Source organism: Amycolatopsis sp. NPDC102389 (assembly GCF_044765885.1).
Taxonomy (GTDB): Bacteria; Actinomycetota; Actinomycetes; order Mycobacteriales; family Pseudonocardiaceae; genus Amycolatopsis.
This window is the reverse complement of the sequence record NZ_JBIWKX010000008.1, coordinates 144,897-160,302: the sequence shown is the minus strand read 5'-3', so window position 1 is coordinate 160,302 and position 15,406 is coordinate 144,897. Positions and strand designations below refer to the sequence as shown.

General features: G+C 69.5%; 10 protein-coding genes. 6 read left to right on the top strand and 4 right to left on the bottom strand.

Annotation, left to right across the window (positions count from 1 at the left end; translation table 11 throughout):
* Positions 1-10: 10 nt before the first annotated feature.
* On the bottom strand, positions 11-796 hold the full coding sequence (locus ACIRGA_RS10320) for an SDR family oxidoreductase (RefSeq protein WP_400938981.1): 786 nt from the start codon (positions 794-796) through the stop codon (positions 11-13).
* A gap of 325 nt (positions 797-1,121) precedes the next feature.
* Between ACIRGA_RS10320 and gltB the strand changes: the two genes are divergently transcribed.
* From gltB to ACIRGA_RS10295, 5 genes are all read left to right on the top strand, one after another.
* Complete coding sequence (gltB, locus tag ACIRGA_RS10315) at positions 1,122-5,690, top strand: glutamate synthase large subunit (protein WP_400938978.1); 4,569 nt, start codon at positions 1,122-1,124, stop codon at positions 5,688-5,690.
* Positions 5,683-7,191: a glutamate synthase subunit beta gene (locus tag ACIRGA_RS10310; protein WP_400938975.1), complete on the top strand. Its 1,509-nt coding sequence runs from the start codon at positions 5,683-5,685 to the stop codon at positions 7,189-7,191. The genes gltB and ACIRGA_RS10310 overlap by 8 nt, the downstream gene beginning before the upstream one ends.
* Positions 7,192-7,304: 113 nt before the next feature.
* Entirely contained in the window at positions 7,305-8,696 is a 1,392-nt protein-coding gene (locus tag ACIRGA_RS10305; RefSeq protein WP_400938973.1) for an alpha/beta hydrolase, read from the top strand.
* A gap of 128 nt (positions 8,697-8,824) precedes the next feature.
* A complete protein-coding gene (locus ACIRGA_RS10300; RefSeq protein ID WP_400938971.1) occupies positions 8,825-9,757 on the top strand; it encodes a trypsin-like serine peptidase in 933 nt (310 codons plus the stop codon).
* Positions 9,758-9,836: 79 nt separating this feature from the next.
* A complete protein-coding gene (locus ACIRGA_RS10295; RefSeq protein ID WP_400938969.1) occupies positions 9,837-11,228 on the top strand; it encodes a class II 3-deoxy-7-phosphoheptulonate synthase in 1,392 nt (463 codons plus the stop codon).
* A 13-nt stretch (positions 11,229-11,241) separates the two neighbouring features.
* Here ACIRGA_RS10295 and ACIRGA_RS10290 read toward each other — a convergent pair whose 3' ends face one another.
* The gene (locus ACIRGA_RS10290; RefSeq protein WP_400938967.1) at positions 11,242-12,546 is read right to left on the bottom strand and encodes a wax ester/triacylglycerol synthase family O-acyltransferase; all 1,305 of its coding nucleotides are present in this window, start codon (positions 12,544-12,546) and stop codon (positions 11,242-11,244) included.
* A 223-nt stretch (positions 12,547-12,769) separates the two neighbouring features.
* On the opposite strand from ACIRGA_RS10290, the gene ACIRGA_RS10285 reads away from it, so the two are divergent.
* Positions 12,770-13,279 (top strand): DinB family protein, encoded by a 510-nt coding sequence (locus ACIRGA_RS10285; protein WP_400938966.1) that lies wholly within the window; start codon positions 12,770-12,772, stop codon positions 13,277-13,279.
* On the opposite strand, the gene ACIRGA_RS10280 is transcribed toward ACIRGA_RS10285, so the two are convergent.
* Both ACIRGA_RS10280 and ACIRGA_RS10275 read right to left on the bottom strand, forming a co-directional pair.
* Positions 13,266-14,051 (bottom strand): DUF1295 domain-containing protein, encoded by a 786-nt coding sequence (locus tag ACIRGA_RS10280; protein ID WP_400938964.1) that lies wholly within the window; start codon positions 14,049-14,051, stop codon positions 13,266-13,268. The two genes, ACIRGA_RS10285 and ACIRGA_RS10280, sit on opposite strands and share 14 nt — an antisense overlap.
* A complete protein-coding gene (locus ACIRGA_RS10275) occupies positions 14,051-15,322 on the bottom strand; it encodes a class I SAM-dependent methyltransferase (RefSeq protein WP_400939068.1) in 1,272 nt (423 codons plus the stop codon). The genes ACIRGA_RS10280 and ACIRGA_RS10275 overlap by 1 nt, the downstream gene beginning before the upstream one ends.
* Positions 15,323-15,406: the final 84 nt, after the last annotated feature.

Sequence of the window (15,406 nt, the reverse complement as noted above, 5' to 3'; positions counted from 1 at the left end):
GTTCACCTTTCTACAGATCGGGCAGACCCAGCTCCAGATTCGGGGCCTGCAGTCCACCGTCGACTTCGATGATCTTGCCGGTGACGTACCGGCCCGCTCGCGACGCCAGGAACACGACGGTGGCCGCGATGTCCTCGGCCTCGCCGATCCGGCGCAGGGGAGTGGCGGCCTCCATCCGGCCGCGCAGTTCGTCGTTGCCCACCACCACTTCGAGCGCGGACGTCGCCACCGAGCCGACCGAGATCGCGTTCACGCGCACCTTCGGCGCGAGGTCGGCGGCGGCGAGCCGGGTGTAGTGCGCGAGCGCGGCCTTCGCCGTCCCGTACGCGGCGAAGCCACGGCCGGTGACGCGGCCCATGACCGACGAGATGTTGACGACCGAACCACCCGACTCCAGTAAGGACGGTGCCGCCGCGACGGTCAGCGCGTGCGCGGTGGAGACGTTGAAGCGAAAGGCTTCTTCGAGGAAGTCCGCGGTGGTTTCCAGCAGCGGCCGTGGATACGTGCCGCCGACGTTGTTGACCACCAGGTCCAGCCGTCCGAACTCCGCCTTCGCGATCCGCGCCAGCTCGCCCGCGGCGGCCGGGTCGCTCAGATCGGCGGGCACCGCGTGGGCGCGTCGGCCGGTGGCCTCGACCAGGGCCGCGACGTCCTTGAGCTGGGTCTCGGTGCGGGAGGAGATCACCACGTCGGCACCGGCCTCGGCGAGCGCCACGGCCGTCGCCGCGCCGATCCCGCGTCCGGCGCCGGTGACCACGGCGACCTGGTCGGTGAGCCGGAAACGGTCCAGGATCATGGACGGAACTGTAACACGTTCTACTTCCGGCGTCTTGGGCTCGCGCCGGGCGCCGGGAGTGACTAGGGTCGCCTCACCGCGTCTCGTGACATCCCGGAACAGGACATATACTTAGCGGAACGAACTACTGTGACCTCATCAGGAACTGTGTCGTTCCGGGCGTCCAGATCGTTACCCATCAGCGGGCTTTCGCGCCCGCCGAACTGATGCCGACGTGTTTCACAGGTGTTAAAGTCGCGCTAACGAACGGGCCATCGTCGTCCCGTGCGCATCCCCCGGCCGGCCCGTCCGGCCGCTGAGCACAGACGACGAAGGAGGTCCCTTCATGATCTTCTCCGCCATTCCAGGCAAACAGGGTCTCTACGATCCCGAATCCGAACAGGACTCCTGCGGTGTGGCCATGGTGGCCGACATCCGCGGGCGGCGCTCGCACGGCATCGTCACCGACGGCCTGTCCGCGCTGACGAACCTCGACCACCGCGGCGCCGCCGGCGCGGAGCCGACCAGTGGCGACGGTGCGGGCATCCTGGTGCAGCTCCCGGACGAGCTGCTGCGGGCCGAAGCGGACTTCACCCTGCCCGAGGCGGACGCCGACGGTCACCAGACCTACGCGACCGGGATCGGTTTCCTGCCCTCGGACATCGAGGAGCGGAACAAGGCCGTCGCCCTGATCGAGCGGATCGCCACCGAAGAGGGCCTTCGCGTCCTCGGCTGGCGCGAGGTCCCGGTCGACGCTGACCGCGCCGACATCGGCCCGACGGCGCGTTCGGTGATGCCGCATTTCGCGATGCTGTTCGTCGCCGGCGCCGAGACCGGCGGCCGATGTCCCAGCGGGATCGAGCTGGACCGCCTCGCCTTCTGCCTCCGCAAGCGCGTCGAGAACGAGAGCGTGACCGCGGGTTGCGGCACCTACTTCCCGTCGCTGTCCTCGCGGACCATCGTCTACAAGGGAATGCTGACCCCCGAGCAGCTCCCGCTGTTCTTCGCCGACCTGACCGACACCCGGCTCACCAGCGCCATCGCGCTCGTGCACTCGCGGTTCTCCACGAACACCTTCCCGTCGTGGCCGCTGGCGCATCCGTTCCGGTTCGTCGCGCACAACGGCGAGATCAACACCATCCGGGGCAACCGCAACCGCATGCGCGCCCGTGAGGCGCTGCTCGAATCGGACCTCATCCCCGGCGACCTCACCCGCCTGTACCCGATCTGCTCGGCCGACGCGTCGGACTCCGCCTCGTTCGACGAGGTGCTGGAGCTGCTGCATCTCGGCGGGCGGTCGCTGCCGCACGCGGTGCTGATGATGATCCCCGAAGCGTGGGAGAACCACGCCGGGATGAACGCACAGCGTCGTGCGTTCTACCAGTTCCACGCCAGCCTGATGGAACCGTGGGACGGCCCGGCCTGTGTCACCTTCACCGACGGCACGCTCGTCGGCGCGGTGCTGGACCGCAACGGGCTGCGGCCAGCCCGATGGTGGCGCACCGCGGACGACCGCGTCGTGCTGGCCAGTGAGGCCGGTGTCCTCGACGTCGCCCCCGCGGACGTCGTGGCCAAGGGCCGCCTCAAGCCCGGCCGCATGTTCCTGGTGGACACCGAGGCCGGCCGGATCGTCGACGACGAAGAGGTCAAGTCGGAGCTGGCCAAGGAACTCCCGTACGAGGGCTGGCTGCACGCCGGTCTCCTGCAGATCGCCGACCTCCCGGACCGCGACCACATCGTGCAGAGCCACGACTCCGTGCTGCGGCGCCAGCTTTCCTTCGGCTACACCGAAGAAGAGCTGAAGATCCTCCTCGCGCCGATGGCGGTCAAGGCGGCCGAGCCGATCGGCTCGATGGGCTCCGACACCCCGCCCGCCGTGCTGTCCAAGCGTTCCCGGCTGCTCTACGACTACTTCAAGCAGAACTTCGCCCAGGTCACCAACCCGCCGCTGGACGCGATCCGCGAAGAGCTCGTCACCTCGATGAGCCGCATCATGGGGCCCGAGCGCAACCTGCTCGCCCCCGGCCCGGCCTCCTGCCGCCACGTGCAGCTGCCGTATCCGGTGATCGACAACGACGAACTCGCCAAGCTGATCCACATCAACGACGACGGCGACCTTCCCGGCTTCGCGTGCAGTGTCCTTTCCGGACTGTACGAAGTGGACGGTGGTGCCGACGCGCTGGCGTCCGCGATCGAGCGGGTCCGGCGCGAGGCCTCCGAGGCGATCGCGGCCGGCGCGCGCACGCTCGTGCTGTCCGACCGCGATTCCGACCACCGCATGGCGCCGATCCCGTCGTTGCTGCTGGTGTCCGCGGTGCACCACCATCTGGTGCGCACCAAGGAGCGGCTCCGCGTCGCGCTGGTCGTCGAAACCGGTGACGCCCGCGAGGTCCACCACATCGCGCTGCTGCTCGGTTACGGCGCCGCGGCGGTGAACCCGTACCTGGCCTTCGAGACCATCGAAGACATGATCTCGACCGGTGCCGTCACCGGTATCGAGCCCGCCAAGGCGATCCGCAACTACGTCAAGGCGCTCGTGAAGGGCGTCCTGAAGATCATGTCGAAGATGGGCATCTCGACCGTCGGCGCGTACACCGCGGCGCAGGTCTTCGAATCCTTCGGCCTGGCCCAGGATCTGCTCGACGAGTACTTCACCGGGACGTCGTCGAAGCTCGGCGGTGTCGGGCTGACCGTGCTCGCCGAAGAGGTCGCCACGCGCCACCGCCGGGCGTACCCGGACAACCCGACCGATCGTGTCCATCGTGGACTCGAGACCGGCGGCGAGTACGCGTACCGCCGCGAGGGCGAACTGCACCTGTTCACCCCGGAGACCGTCTTCCTGTTGCAGCACGCGACGAAGACCGGCCGCGAAGAGGTGTACAAGAAGTACTCCGACGAGGTGCACCGCCTCTACCGCGAGGGCGGCGCCCTGCGCGGGCTGTTCTCCTTCCGCGAAGGCACCCGCGAGCCCGTCCCGCTGGACGAGGTCGAGCCCGTCGAGGCGATCTTCAAGCGCTTCAACACCGGCGCGATGTCCTACGGCTCGATTTCGGCCGAGGCACACGAAACGCTCGCCATCGCGATGAACCGCATCGGTGGCCGGTCGAACACCGGTGAGGGCGGGGAAGACCCCGAGCGGCTCTACGACCCGGAGCGGCGCAGCGCGATCAAGCAGGTCGCGAGCGGGCGGTTCGGAGTCACGAGCGAGTACCTGGTCAACGCCGACGACATCCAGATCAAGATGGCGCAGGGCGCGAAACCGGGTGAGGGCGGGCAGTTGCCGCCGAACAAGGTGTACCCGTGGATCGCGCGCACGCGGCACTCGACGCCGGGCGTCGGGCTCATCTCGCCGCCGCCGCACCACGACATCTACTCGATCGAGGATCTGGCCCAGCTGATCCACGACCTCAAGAACGCCAACGAGAACGCCCGCATCCACGTGAAGCTGGTGTCCTCGCTCGGCGTCGGGACGGTCGCGGCGGGCGTGTCCAAGGCGCACGCGGACGTCGTGCTCATCTCCGGCCACGACGGCGGCACCGGCGCCTCCCCGATGAACTCGCTCAAGCACGCGGGCACGCCGTGGGAGATCGGCCTCGCCGAAACCCAGCAGACGTTGCTGCTCAACGGTTTGCGCGACCGGATCACCGTGCAGGTCGACGGCGCGATGAAGACCGGCAAGGACGTCGTCATCGCCGCGCTGCTCGGCGCGGAGGAGTACGGCTTCGCGACGGCGCCGCTGATCGTCGAGGGCTGCGTCATGATGCGCGTCTGCCACCTCGACACCTGCCCGGTCGGCGTCGCGACGCAGAGCCCGGACCTGCGCAAGCGGTACACCGGCCAGGCCGACCACGTCGTGAACTACTTCCGGTTCGTCGCCGAAGAGGTCCGGGAAACGTTGGCGGCGCTCGGTTTCCGCACCCTCGACGAGGCCATCGGGCACGCCGAGGTGCTGAACACGGACGAGGCGGTCGAGCACTGGAAGGCCTCCGGTCTCGACCTCGCGCCGATCTTCGAGATGCCCACGGAAACCCCGTACGGCGGGGCGAAGCGGCGCACGCGGACGCAGGATCACGGCTTGGAGCACGCGCTCGACCGGACGCTGATCCAGCTCGCCGAGGCGGCGCTGGAGGACGCGCACCCGGTGCGGCTCGAACTGCCGGTGCGGAACGTGAACCGGACCGTCGGCACGCTGCTCGGCTCCGAGATCACCCGCCGCTACGGTGGCGAGGGCCTGCCCGAGGACACGATCCACGTGCTGCTGACCGGTTCCGCCGGGCAGTCGCTCGGGGCGTTCCTGCCGCGCGGCATCACGCTGGACATGGTCGGCGACGCGAACGACTACGTCGGCAAGGGGCTTTCCGGCGGGCGGATCATCGTGCGCCCGCATCCGGACGCGAAGTTCGCCGCGGAAGGCCAGACCATCGCCGGGAACACCCTCGCGTACGGCGCCACCGGCGGCGAGATGTTCCTGCGCGGCCAGGTCGGCGAACGGTTCTGCGTGCGCAACTCCGGCGCGGTGGTCGTCGCCGAGGGCGTCGGCGACCACGCCTTCGAGTACATGACCGGCGGGCAGGCCGTGGTGCTCGGCCCGACCGGGCGCAACCTCGCGGCGGGGATGTCCGGCGGTGAGGCCTACGTGCTCGACCTCGACCGCAGCAAGGTCAACGAGGAGATGGTCAACCTGCTGACCCCGTCCTCGGAGGACCTCGCCTGGCTCAAGAAGACCGTGCAGAAGCACTACGACCTCACACGTTCGGCCGTGGCCGCGTCGCTGCTCGGCGACTGGCCGCGTCGCTCGGCGGCGTTCACCAAGGTGATGCCCCGCGACTACCAGCGTGTCCTTGACGCGGCGAAGGCGGCGCGTGCCGCGGGCCGCGACGTCGACGAAGCGATCATGGAGGCCGCTCGTGGCTGATCCGACGGGTTTCCTGAAGTACGAACGCGAAGAGCCGAAGAAGAAGTCCAAAGAGGACCGTCTCGCCACCTGGGGCGAGGTCTACGCAGATGTGGAACCCGGCGAGCGCAACGAACAGGTGCGCAAGCAGGCGACGCGGTGCATGGACTGCGGTATCCCGTTCTGTCACTCCAGTGGTTCCGGCTGTCCGTTGGGCAACCTGATCCCGGAGTGGAACGACCTGGTGCGCCGCGGCGACTGGGCCGCGGCGAGCGACCGGCTCCACGCGACCAACAACTTCCCCGAGTTCACCGGGAAGCTGTGCCCCGCACCGTGTGAGGCGGGCTGTGTCCTGTCGGTCTCGCCGCTGTCCGGCGGCCCGGTGGCGATCAAGCGGGTCGAGCAGACGATCGCCGACCAGTCCTGGGAAGCCGGTTACGTGCAGCCGCAGGTCTCGGCGGTGTCGTCGGGCCAGCGGGTCGCGGTCGTCGGCTCCGGTCCGGCCGGTCTCGCCGCCGCGCAGCAGCTGACCCGCGCCGGCCACGAGGTGACCGTCTTCGAGCGGGACGACCGGCTCGGCGGCCTGCTGCGGTACGGCATCCCCGAGTTCAAGATGGAGAAGAAGGTCCTCGACCGGCGGCTCGCGCAGCTCCGCAAGGAGGGCACGAAGTTCGTCACCGGCTGCGAGGTCGGCGTCGACCTGACCGTCGAGGAACTGCGGGCGGAGTACGACGCGGTGGTCCTCGCCGTGGGCGCGCTGCGCGGCCGTGACGACACGACCACGCCCGGCCGTGAGCTGGCCGGGATCCACCTGGCGATGGAACATCTGGTCCCGGCCAACAAGTACGTCGAGGGCGACGGCCCGTCGGCGGTGGACGCGGCGGGCAAGCACGTGGTCATCATCGGCGGCGGCGACACCGGCGCCGACTCCTACGGCACCGCGACCCGGCAGGGCGCGCTTTCGGTGACCCAGCTGGACCAGTACCCGACGCCACCGTCCACAAGGGACGACGACCGTTCGCCGTGGCCCACCTGGCCGTACATCCTGCGCACCTACCCGGCGCACGAAGAGGCGGGCGAGCGCAAGTTCGCCGTCGCGGTCACCCGGTTCATCGGTGACGACGAGGGCAACGTGCGCGCCGTCGAACTCCGGCAGGTCCGCGTGGTCAAGGACCCGGAGACCGGCAAGCGCATGGTGACGCCGGTCAACGACGAGGTCGAGGAACTGCCCGCCGATCTCGTGCTGCTAGCGATCGGGTTCGAGGGTGTCGAGCACATGCCGCTGCTGGACGGCCTCGGGCTCTCGCTGACCCAGCGCGGCACGCTCTCGTGCGGCGCGGACTGGCAGACCTCCTCGCCCGGCGTGTTCGTCTGCGGCGACGCGCACCGCGGTGCCTCCCTGGTGGTGTGGGCGATCGCGGAGGGCCGTTCGGTGGCGAGCGCGGTGGACGCCTACCTCACCGGCGCTTCGGATCTGCCCGCTCCGGTGCACCCGACGGCGTTGCCCCTCGCGGTGGTCTGAGGCAGGTGCGCGCCGACAGCGTGGTCGGCGCGTTCCTTCCTGCCCAAGGTGGAGGGTGGGGATCAGCCTCCGGGCCGACGCGGTAGGGCGGCCGGCCGCGCCACGCTCTCCGCATGAGGAAAACGTTGGCGATACTGGCTTTCCTGCCCCTGACCATGGCCGTCCCGATGACGGCCGAGGCGGCTCCGGCACTGAAATGGACGTCTCCCTGCCCGGACTACGGCATGACGCCCTCACCGACCGAGGGCCTCGAATGCGCGAAACTCAAGGTGCCGCTGGACTACGCCGACCCTGGCGGCCGGACCATCGAACTCACCGTCTCCCGTAAGGCGAGCGAATCTCCGAAGCGGCGCGGCGTGCTGCTGATGAACCCCGGTGGCCCGGGGAGCCCAGGGCTGGCGATGCCCGCGCAACTCGTGCAGCGACAGGGGCAGTCCGGCCTGCTCGACAGCTACGACGTCATCGGTTTCGACCCGCGCGGGACCACCTACAGCACGCCGGTGACCTGCGACCTCACCGAGGAACAGCGGTTCATCCTCACCGGCCCGTACGCGGACGGACCGCGCGACGTCGCCGAGAAGGCGGCGAAGTCCCGTGTGGTGGCGAAGCAGTGCGCCGAGTCGAAGACGGCTGATCTCCTGCCGCACATGACCACCGCCAATACCGCGCGCGATATGGACCGGATCCGCGAGGCGCTGGGGGAGCGAAAGATCTCGTACTACGGCGTTTCGTACGGGAGCTATCTCGGTGCCGCCTACGCCTCGATGTTTCCCGGACGCACGGATCGGATCGTGCTGGACAGCCTTCTCGGTCCCGACGGACTGGACGTCCGGGCACACCAACGCCTCGCGGACGGCTTCGATGACCGCTTCGGAGATTTCGCGGCCTGGGCGGCGGCGCGGGACGACGTCTACCACCTCGGGCGGACACAGGCCGAGGTGACGGCGAAGTTCTTCGAGCTGGCCGAAAAGCGCCCAGGTATCCGGACCGACACTTGGGGAGCGCTCTACGACGACGCGAACTTCCCCGGCCTCGCCGAGCAATGGTCCGCTCCGGCGGCGAAGGCACAGGGCGGCCCGCTCGACTCGGACAACCACGCCGCGCTCCAGCTCCAGGTGCTGTGCAACGACTCCGACTGGCCGGAAAGCGTGCGCTACTACCAAAAAGCGGTCGAACGGGCCCGCGTTACGCATCCGATGTTCGGCCCCGCGGCCGCGAACATCACCCCTTGCGCGTTCTGGCCGGTCGAGCGCCGCGAACCTCCGGTGCGGATCCACGACCGCGGGCCGTCGAACATCCTGCTGGTGCAGAACCTCCGCGACCCGTCGACACCGCTCGTCGGCGCCCGCGAAATGCGGTCGGCGCTGGGAGCGCGGGCGAAGTTCGTCACCGTGGACGCCGGCGGGCACGGCGTCTTCACCAAGGAGAACGCCTGCGGCAACGACTTCGTCGTCCGCTATCTGCGGGACGGCGTCCTCCCCGCCGCCGACGCGCACTGCCGCTAGGCCGAACGGCCCATACGCCACCCCGGATGCGGCCGAACGGCCGCTTGTACGCCCGGTAGCAGGACAAATACTTTCGAAATGTCGTGCAAGTCATACGGCAATTCACCGGTGGCGAAAGGTGGTACGCCATGAAGAGGACGGCTTCCCGGACGGGGATACTGGCGGCGCTCGTGGGACTGGCGGTGACGGGACTGACAGCCGTCGCGGGTCCCGCGCAAGCCGGACCGGTCCAGCATCAGACGGCGACCGACGCGCGAGCGGTCGCGGCCTACTGGACCCCGGAGCGGATGCGGTCGGCGGTGCCGATCGACCAGCTGGTCCAGGCGCCCGCCTTCACACCGAAGGATGTCGCGAAGGGCACGAGCACCATCATCCAGAGCATCCCCAACGGCGGGGGCGCGTGGACCGGGGCGGGCAAGGTCGTGCAGACCGCCGGGCGCGTGTTCTTCACCATGGGCGGGCGGAACGCCTCGTGCTCGGGTGACGCGGTCACCAGTACGAACGGCAGTGTCGTGATCACCGCCGGGCACTGCGTGAAGTATCAAGGTGCCTGGCACACCAACTGGACGTTCGCGCCCGGTTACAACAACGGCAACACGCCCTACGGCACCTGGGCCGCGAAGAGCACGCTGACCACACCGCAGTGGGAAGCGAGCGAGGACATGAACTACGACGTCGGCGCGGCCGTGGTCAACCCGCTCAACGGGCAGAAGCTGACCGACGTCGTCGGCGCGCAGGGGATCGCGTTCAACCAGGCGCGCAACCAGTCGATGTACACGTTCGGGTACCCGGCGGCGGCGCCGTACGACGGCACGAAGCTGGTCTACTGCAGCGGGAGCACGTTCACCGACTTCCTGCTCACCAAGGACCACGGGATGAACTGCGACATGACCGGTGGTTCGAGTGGCGGCCCGTGGTTCCTCAACTTCAGCGAGGCGACCGGCGCGGGCGTCCAGGCCTCGGTGAACAGCTTCGGCTACAACTTCCTGCCGGGCTACATGTTCGGCCCGTACTTCGGCACTGACGCGCAGAACCTCTACAACAAGGCGCAGGCCGCCTGATCTCCTTCGCCGCCCGTCCACGTTCTGGGACTTTCGTCCCGGTGGGCGGGCGGCTTTCGGCGCGGCATATCCTGGGCCGGTGAACTGGACAGTGGACGTTCCCGTCGACACGCTCCCCGAACTGCCTCCTCTGCCGCCCGAGCTGCGTGACAGGCTCGACGACGCGCTTTCCCGGCCCGCCGCGCAGCAGCCCGAGTGGCCGGACGCCGAGCTGACGAAACGCGTCCGCGGCGTGCTGGAGAGCGTGCCGCCGATCACCGTCCCCGCCGAGATCGACCGCCTCTCCGACCGGCTCGCCATGGTCGCCCGCGGCGAGGCGTTCCTGCTGCAGGGCGGCGACTGCGCGGAGACGTTCGAGTCGAACACCGAGCCGCACATCCGCGCCAACCTGCGCACCCTGCTGCAGATGGCCGTCGTCCTCACCTACGGCGCGAGCCTGCCGGTGGTGAAGGTCGGCCGGATCGCCGGCCAGTACGCGAAGCCGCGTTCGGCGTCCACCGACGCGCTGGGCCTGCCGGTGTACCGCGGCGACATCATCAACTCGCTCGTCGCCAAGCCCGAACTCCGCGTGCCCGACCCGGGCCGGATGATCCGCGCCTACGCGAACGCGGGCGCCGCGATGAACCTCGTCCGCGCGCTCACCGGCGCCGGCATGGCGGACCTGCACCAGGTGCACGACTGGAACAAGGACTTCGTGAAGTCCTCGCCCGCCAGCGAGCGCTACGAGGCGCTGGCCTCGGAGATCGACCGCGGCCTGCGGTTCATGTCGGCCTGCGGCGTCACCGACTCCTCGCTCCAGTCCACCGAGATCTTCGCCAGCCACGAGGCGCTGTTGCTGGACTACGAGCGCTCCATGCTGCGGATGGACCGCGCGGACGCGGCGAACCCCAAGCTGTACAACCTGTCCTCGCACTTCCTGTGGGTGGGCGAGCGGACAAGGCAGCTCGACGGCGCGCACATCGCCTTCGCCGAACTGCTGGCCAACCCGATCGGCCTCAAGATCGGCCCGACGACCACGCCCGAGCAGGCCGTCGAGTACGTCCGCCGCCTCGACCCGCGCAACGAGCCCGGCCGCCTGACCCTGATCGCCCGGATGGGCAACGCCAAGGTCCGCGAGGTGCTGCCCGCGATCGTCGAGAAGGTCGAGGCGTCCGGGCACAAGGTCATCTGGCAGTGCGACCCGATGCACGGCAACACGCACGAGTCCTCGACGGGCTACAAGACCCGGCACTTCGACCGGATCGTGGACGAGGTGCAGGGCTTCTTCGAGGTGCACCGCAAGCTCGGCACGTACCCGGGCGGCATCCACGTCGAGCTGACCGGCGAGGACGTCACCGAATGCCTCGGCGGCGCGCAGGAGATCTCGGATCTGGACCTTTCGGGCCGGTACGAGACCGCCTGCGACCCGCGGCTGAACACGCAGCAGTCGCTGGAGCTGGCGTTCCTGGTCGCGGAGATGCTGCGCGGCTGATTCCCGACGCGCGCTAGGCGGTGTCCAGCAGGCGCGAAGCGGACTTGAGCACGCCGTCCCGCAGCGAACCCACGTCCGAGACCGCCGCCCCGTTCGCCTGCAGTCCGATGTGGACCGAGTCGCGATAGGTCGCCACCGCGATCCCGACCGCCTGCCGCGGTGCCAGCGGGACGAACGGGTACACGCCCGAGACCCGCGTCCCGTCCAGGGTGAGCCGGTGGGGCGGCACCGGCACCGTGGTCACCACGAGGTCGAACAGCAGCGGCGCGGCCAGCCCGGCCGCCTTCGAACCGAGGCGGTGCAGCATGGGCGGCATCCGGTCGGCGAGCAGCGGGAACGCGCCCGCGCCCCGGGCCGGGCCCGCGGCCTTGTTCCGGCTCATCTCGCGCTGGACGGCCAGCAGCCGCTCGACCGGATCGTCGAGGCCGACCGGCAGATCGCAGAGGTAACCGGACAGCTTGTTCCCGCCGAGCTGCTCGGCGGACCGTCCGCGCACGCTGACCGGGATGAGCGCCCGCAGCGTCCGGTCGTCGGCGCGCTGGCCGCGGTTGATCATCCATTCGCGCAGCGCGCCGCTGAGGATCGCCAGCACGACGTCGTTGGCGGTCCCGCCGTGCGCCCGGCGGATCCGCCGGATCTCGGCGGTGTCCAGCCGGACGAGGCCGAGCCGTCGTTCGGTCGACGGCGGCGCGCTGATCGGGGACAGCGGCGAACGCGTCGCGCGCACGACCGACGAGGCGATCCCGGCCTGGGCCAGCGTCGAGCCGAAGGCTTCCTTGACAGCGTCCACAGGGGAGCGAGGCGCGGGTGGCCCGGACCCGCCGTGCGGACGCCTCGGCGCGCGCGGGAGGTCGTCGAGCAGGCCCACGGCGACGGCGTACGCGCCCGCCCCATCGGTCAGCGCGTGGTGCAGTTTCAGCAGCAGCGCGAACTCGTCGTCCGGCAGGCCGGTGACGAGATGCAAGTCCCACAACGGTTTTCCGGTGTCGAGCGGCCGTCCCATCCAGCGCGACGCGTAGGCGGAGAGCGGGTCCGGTTCGTACAGGGAGCTCAGGTGGTGATGTGAAATATGTTCACTGGCAACGAAATCCGGGTCTTCGGCCCAGATGGCGGCGCCGGGCGGGAACAGTGCGGTACGGGGGCGCTGACGCAGCTTCGGGAGCCGCGCCGCCCGCTCGGCCAGCAACGCGGTCAGCTTACGCGCGTGCACCTGCCCGTGCGGACGGAAGGTGACCACCGCACCCATGTGCATGGGCGTCGTTTCGCTTTCCAGGCAAAGGAAAGCGACATCGAGTGCGCTCAGCTGGGGGCCTGACATCAGTGACCTTTCTCGGAACCGGCGGGCGATGGGCACAACTGCACCAGCCTGACATGACGGGCGGGTGGTCGTCATGTTTCCTGGGCGCTAACTACCGCCGGTTTCACTCGAACGATGGGCTCACGTTCGGACATGGACCACGGCTCTGCGGCAGATGGTGGACAGTGCCTCCCCGGGTAACTCGTTAGCGGATCATCGGAGGAAACCGGCAGACTGCACGACCATGACCGACGAACCGAAGCGCCCCGAACCGCCGCTCACCGGCGACGAGCGCACCCAGCTGAACGGCTTCCTCGACTTCCTCCGCGCCACCGTCGTGTGGAAGTGCTCCGGCCTCACCGACGAGCAGGCCCGGCGGACCCATGTCCCCAGCGAACTGACCACCGTCGCCGGTCTGCTCGGGCATCTGACCCTCGTCGAGCAGTACTGGTTCAACGTGGTGCTCAACGGCCAGGAGGATGTCTGGAAGGAAGCACTGGAAGCCGATCCGGACGCCGAGTTCCGGGTCGCCATGCAGACCCCGATCGAGCAGCTGATCGCCGCCTACGAGGCCGAGTGCGAGCGGAGCCGCAAGGTCGTCGAGTCGATGGGGCTGGACGACGAGGTCCCCTTCCGCGGCGACCGCAAGGTCAACGTCCGGTTCGTGGTCACGCATATGATCGAGGAGACCGGCAGGCACGCCGGCCACCTCGACCTGCTGCGCGAACTGACCGACGGTCTCACCGGGGAGTGACTCGGCGCGGGGGCAGCGGGAAGAAGCCGCTGGTCCGCTCGACGTAGGCCGCGTATCCCGGCCGGGAGCGCCGCAAACCCTTCTCCAGCAAAGGTTTTCCGGTCCCCTTGGCCAGCGTGTACGTCATCGCGACCGGCGACAGGATCGTCGCCGCCCCCGCCCAGCTCGAACACGCCAGCAGGTACAGGCCCCACCACACGCACGCGTCGCCGAAGTAGTTGGGATGCCGGGTGTAGCGCCACAGCCCGCTGTCGAGGACCTTCCCCTTGTTGCCCGGGTCGGCCTTGAAACGGCGCAGCTGGTCGTCGCCGATCGTCTCGAACCCGAAGCCGACGAGCCATACCGCGACACCGAGCCACGCCGTCACCCCGAACGTGTCGCCGTACATCGCGAACTGGACGGGCAGCGAGACGAACCAGAGCACCACGGCCTGCACGAGGTACACGCGGACGAAGAGCTTGAGCGCCGGATTCTCCCCGGCGTCCTCGGCCATCCGCGTGTAGCGCGGGTCTTCGGGCAGCTTGTGGTTGCGCAGGTGGAGGTGGACGCCGAGGCGCACACCCCAGACCGCGGTCAGCAGCGCGGTGACCACGCGCAGGGCGATCGACCCGTCCCCGAGCGGGGCCGCGACCAGCGCGACGAGCGCGAAGCCCGGCCCCCACAGCGTGTCGACGGTGTCGTAGCGCTCGCGCCACCGCGCGATGCCGAAGGTGACGACGAAGGCCACGAGAGTCACGCCCGCCGTCACCGCGAGGGTTCCGCCGAGAGGCATCAGGACCACTCCCGGGTCGCGGGCAGCGCGCTCAGGCCCCCGTCGGACGGGCGGACCGCGAGGATCTGGTCCACCCCCATCCGGTTCTCCTCGAACGCGAGCGCCCCGCCGACGAGATAGAGCCGCCAGACCCGCGCGCCGGATTCACCGATCAGCGCCACGACGTCGTCCCAGTTGTCTTCGAGCGTCTTCTCCCATGCCCGGACCGTACGCACGTAGTGCTCGCGCAGCGCGTGGACGTCCCGGATCTCGAACCCGGCGGTCTCCAGATGCCCGAGCGTGCGGCTCAGCGGCCGCATCGTCATGTCGGGGGCGATGTAGCGCTCGATGAACGCGCCGCCGCCGGGCGCCACCGCGCCGCGGGACATCTGCTGCAGGACCAGCCGTCCGGTGGGTTTGAGCATCCGGTACAGCGTCCGCGTGTACTCGGGGTAGTTCTCCTCGCCGACGTGCTCACCCATCTCGATGGTGGCGACCGCGTCGAACGGTTCATCACGCAGTTCGCGATAGTCCTGCCGCCGGACCTCGACACGATCCTCCAGATCGTGCTGGGCGAGGCGGCCGCGGACGTGCTGCAGCTGTTCCGCCGACAGCGTGATCCCGACGGCCTGGACGCCGTGGTGCTTCGCGGCGTGCACCAGCAGCGAACCCCAGCCGCAGCCGACGTCGAGCAGCCGCATCCCGGGCCGCAGACCGAGCTTGCGGCAGATCAGTTCGAGTTTGTCCCACTGGGCCTGTGCGAGGTCGTAGCCCTCGTCCTCGGACGTCCAGTACGCCGACGAGTAGGCCATCGATTCGTCCATCAACAGCTGGTAGAAGGCGTTGCCGAGGTCGTAGTGGTGCGCGATCGCCGACTTGTCGCGGAGCAGGGTGTGCAGCTTCCCCGACAGCCGGGCCTCCTCGGCGGGCGGTTTGGGCGGCGGCCCGACGACGCCGAGACCCACCGCGAGCCGCAGCGCCTCGGCCCATTCGCGCGGGCCGAGCTTCGCACCGCGCACGGCACCGGAACGGGTCAGCGCCCAGATCCGGCGGAATCCGTCGGCGAGGTCGCCTTCGACATCGAGATCACCGGAGACGTAGGCCCTGGCGAGGCCCAATTCGCCGGGGGCGTAGAGGAGACGGCGCAGGGCCCGCCGGTGGCGGAGTACCACGGTCGGGGCATCCGGTGGACCGGCGCGTACGCCATCCCAGGTACGCAGACCGACCGGAAGGGAGCCACCGAGGAGCCGCTCGGCGAACGGGACCAGGCGAGACGCGGGACTGTTCGGCATAGTCGTCATTCGCTCCCGGACCGGAAAGGGATGGGTCGGATGCCGAGCCGGTTCACGAGATCCAATCCTCGCCCGATCCGGCTC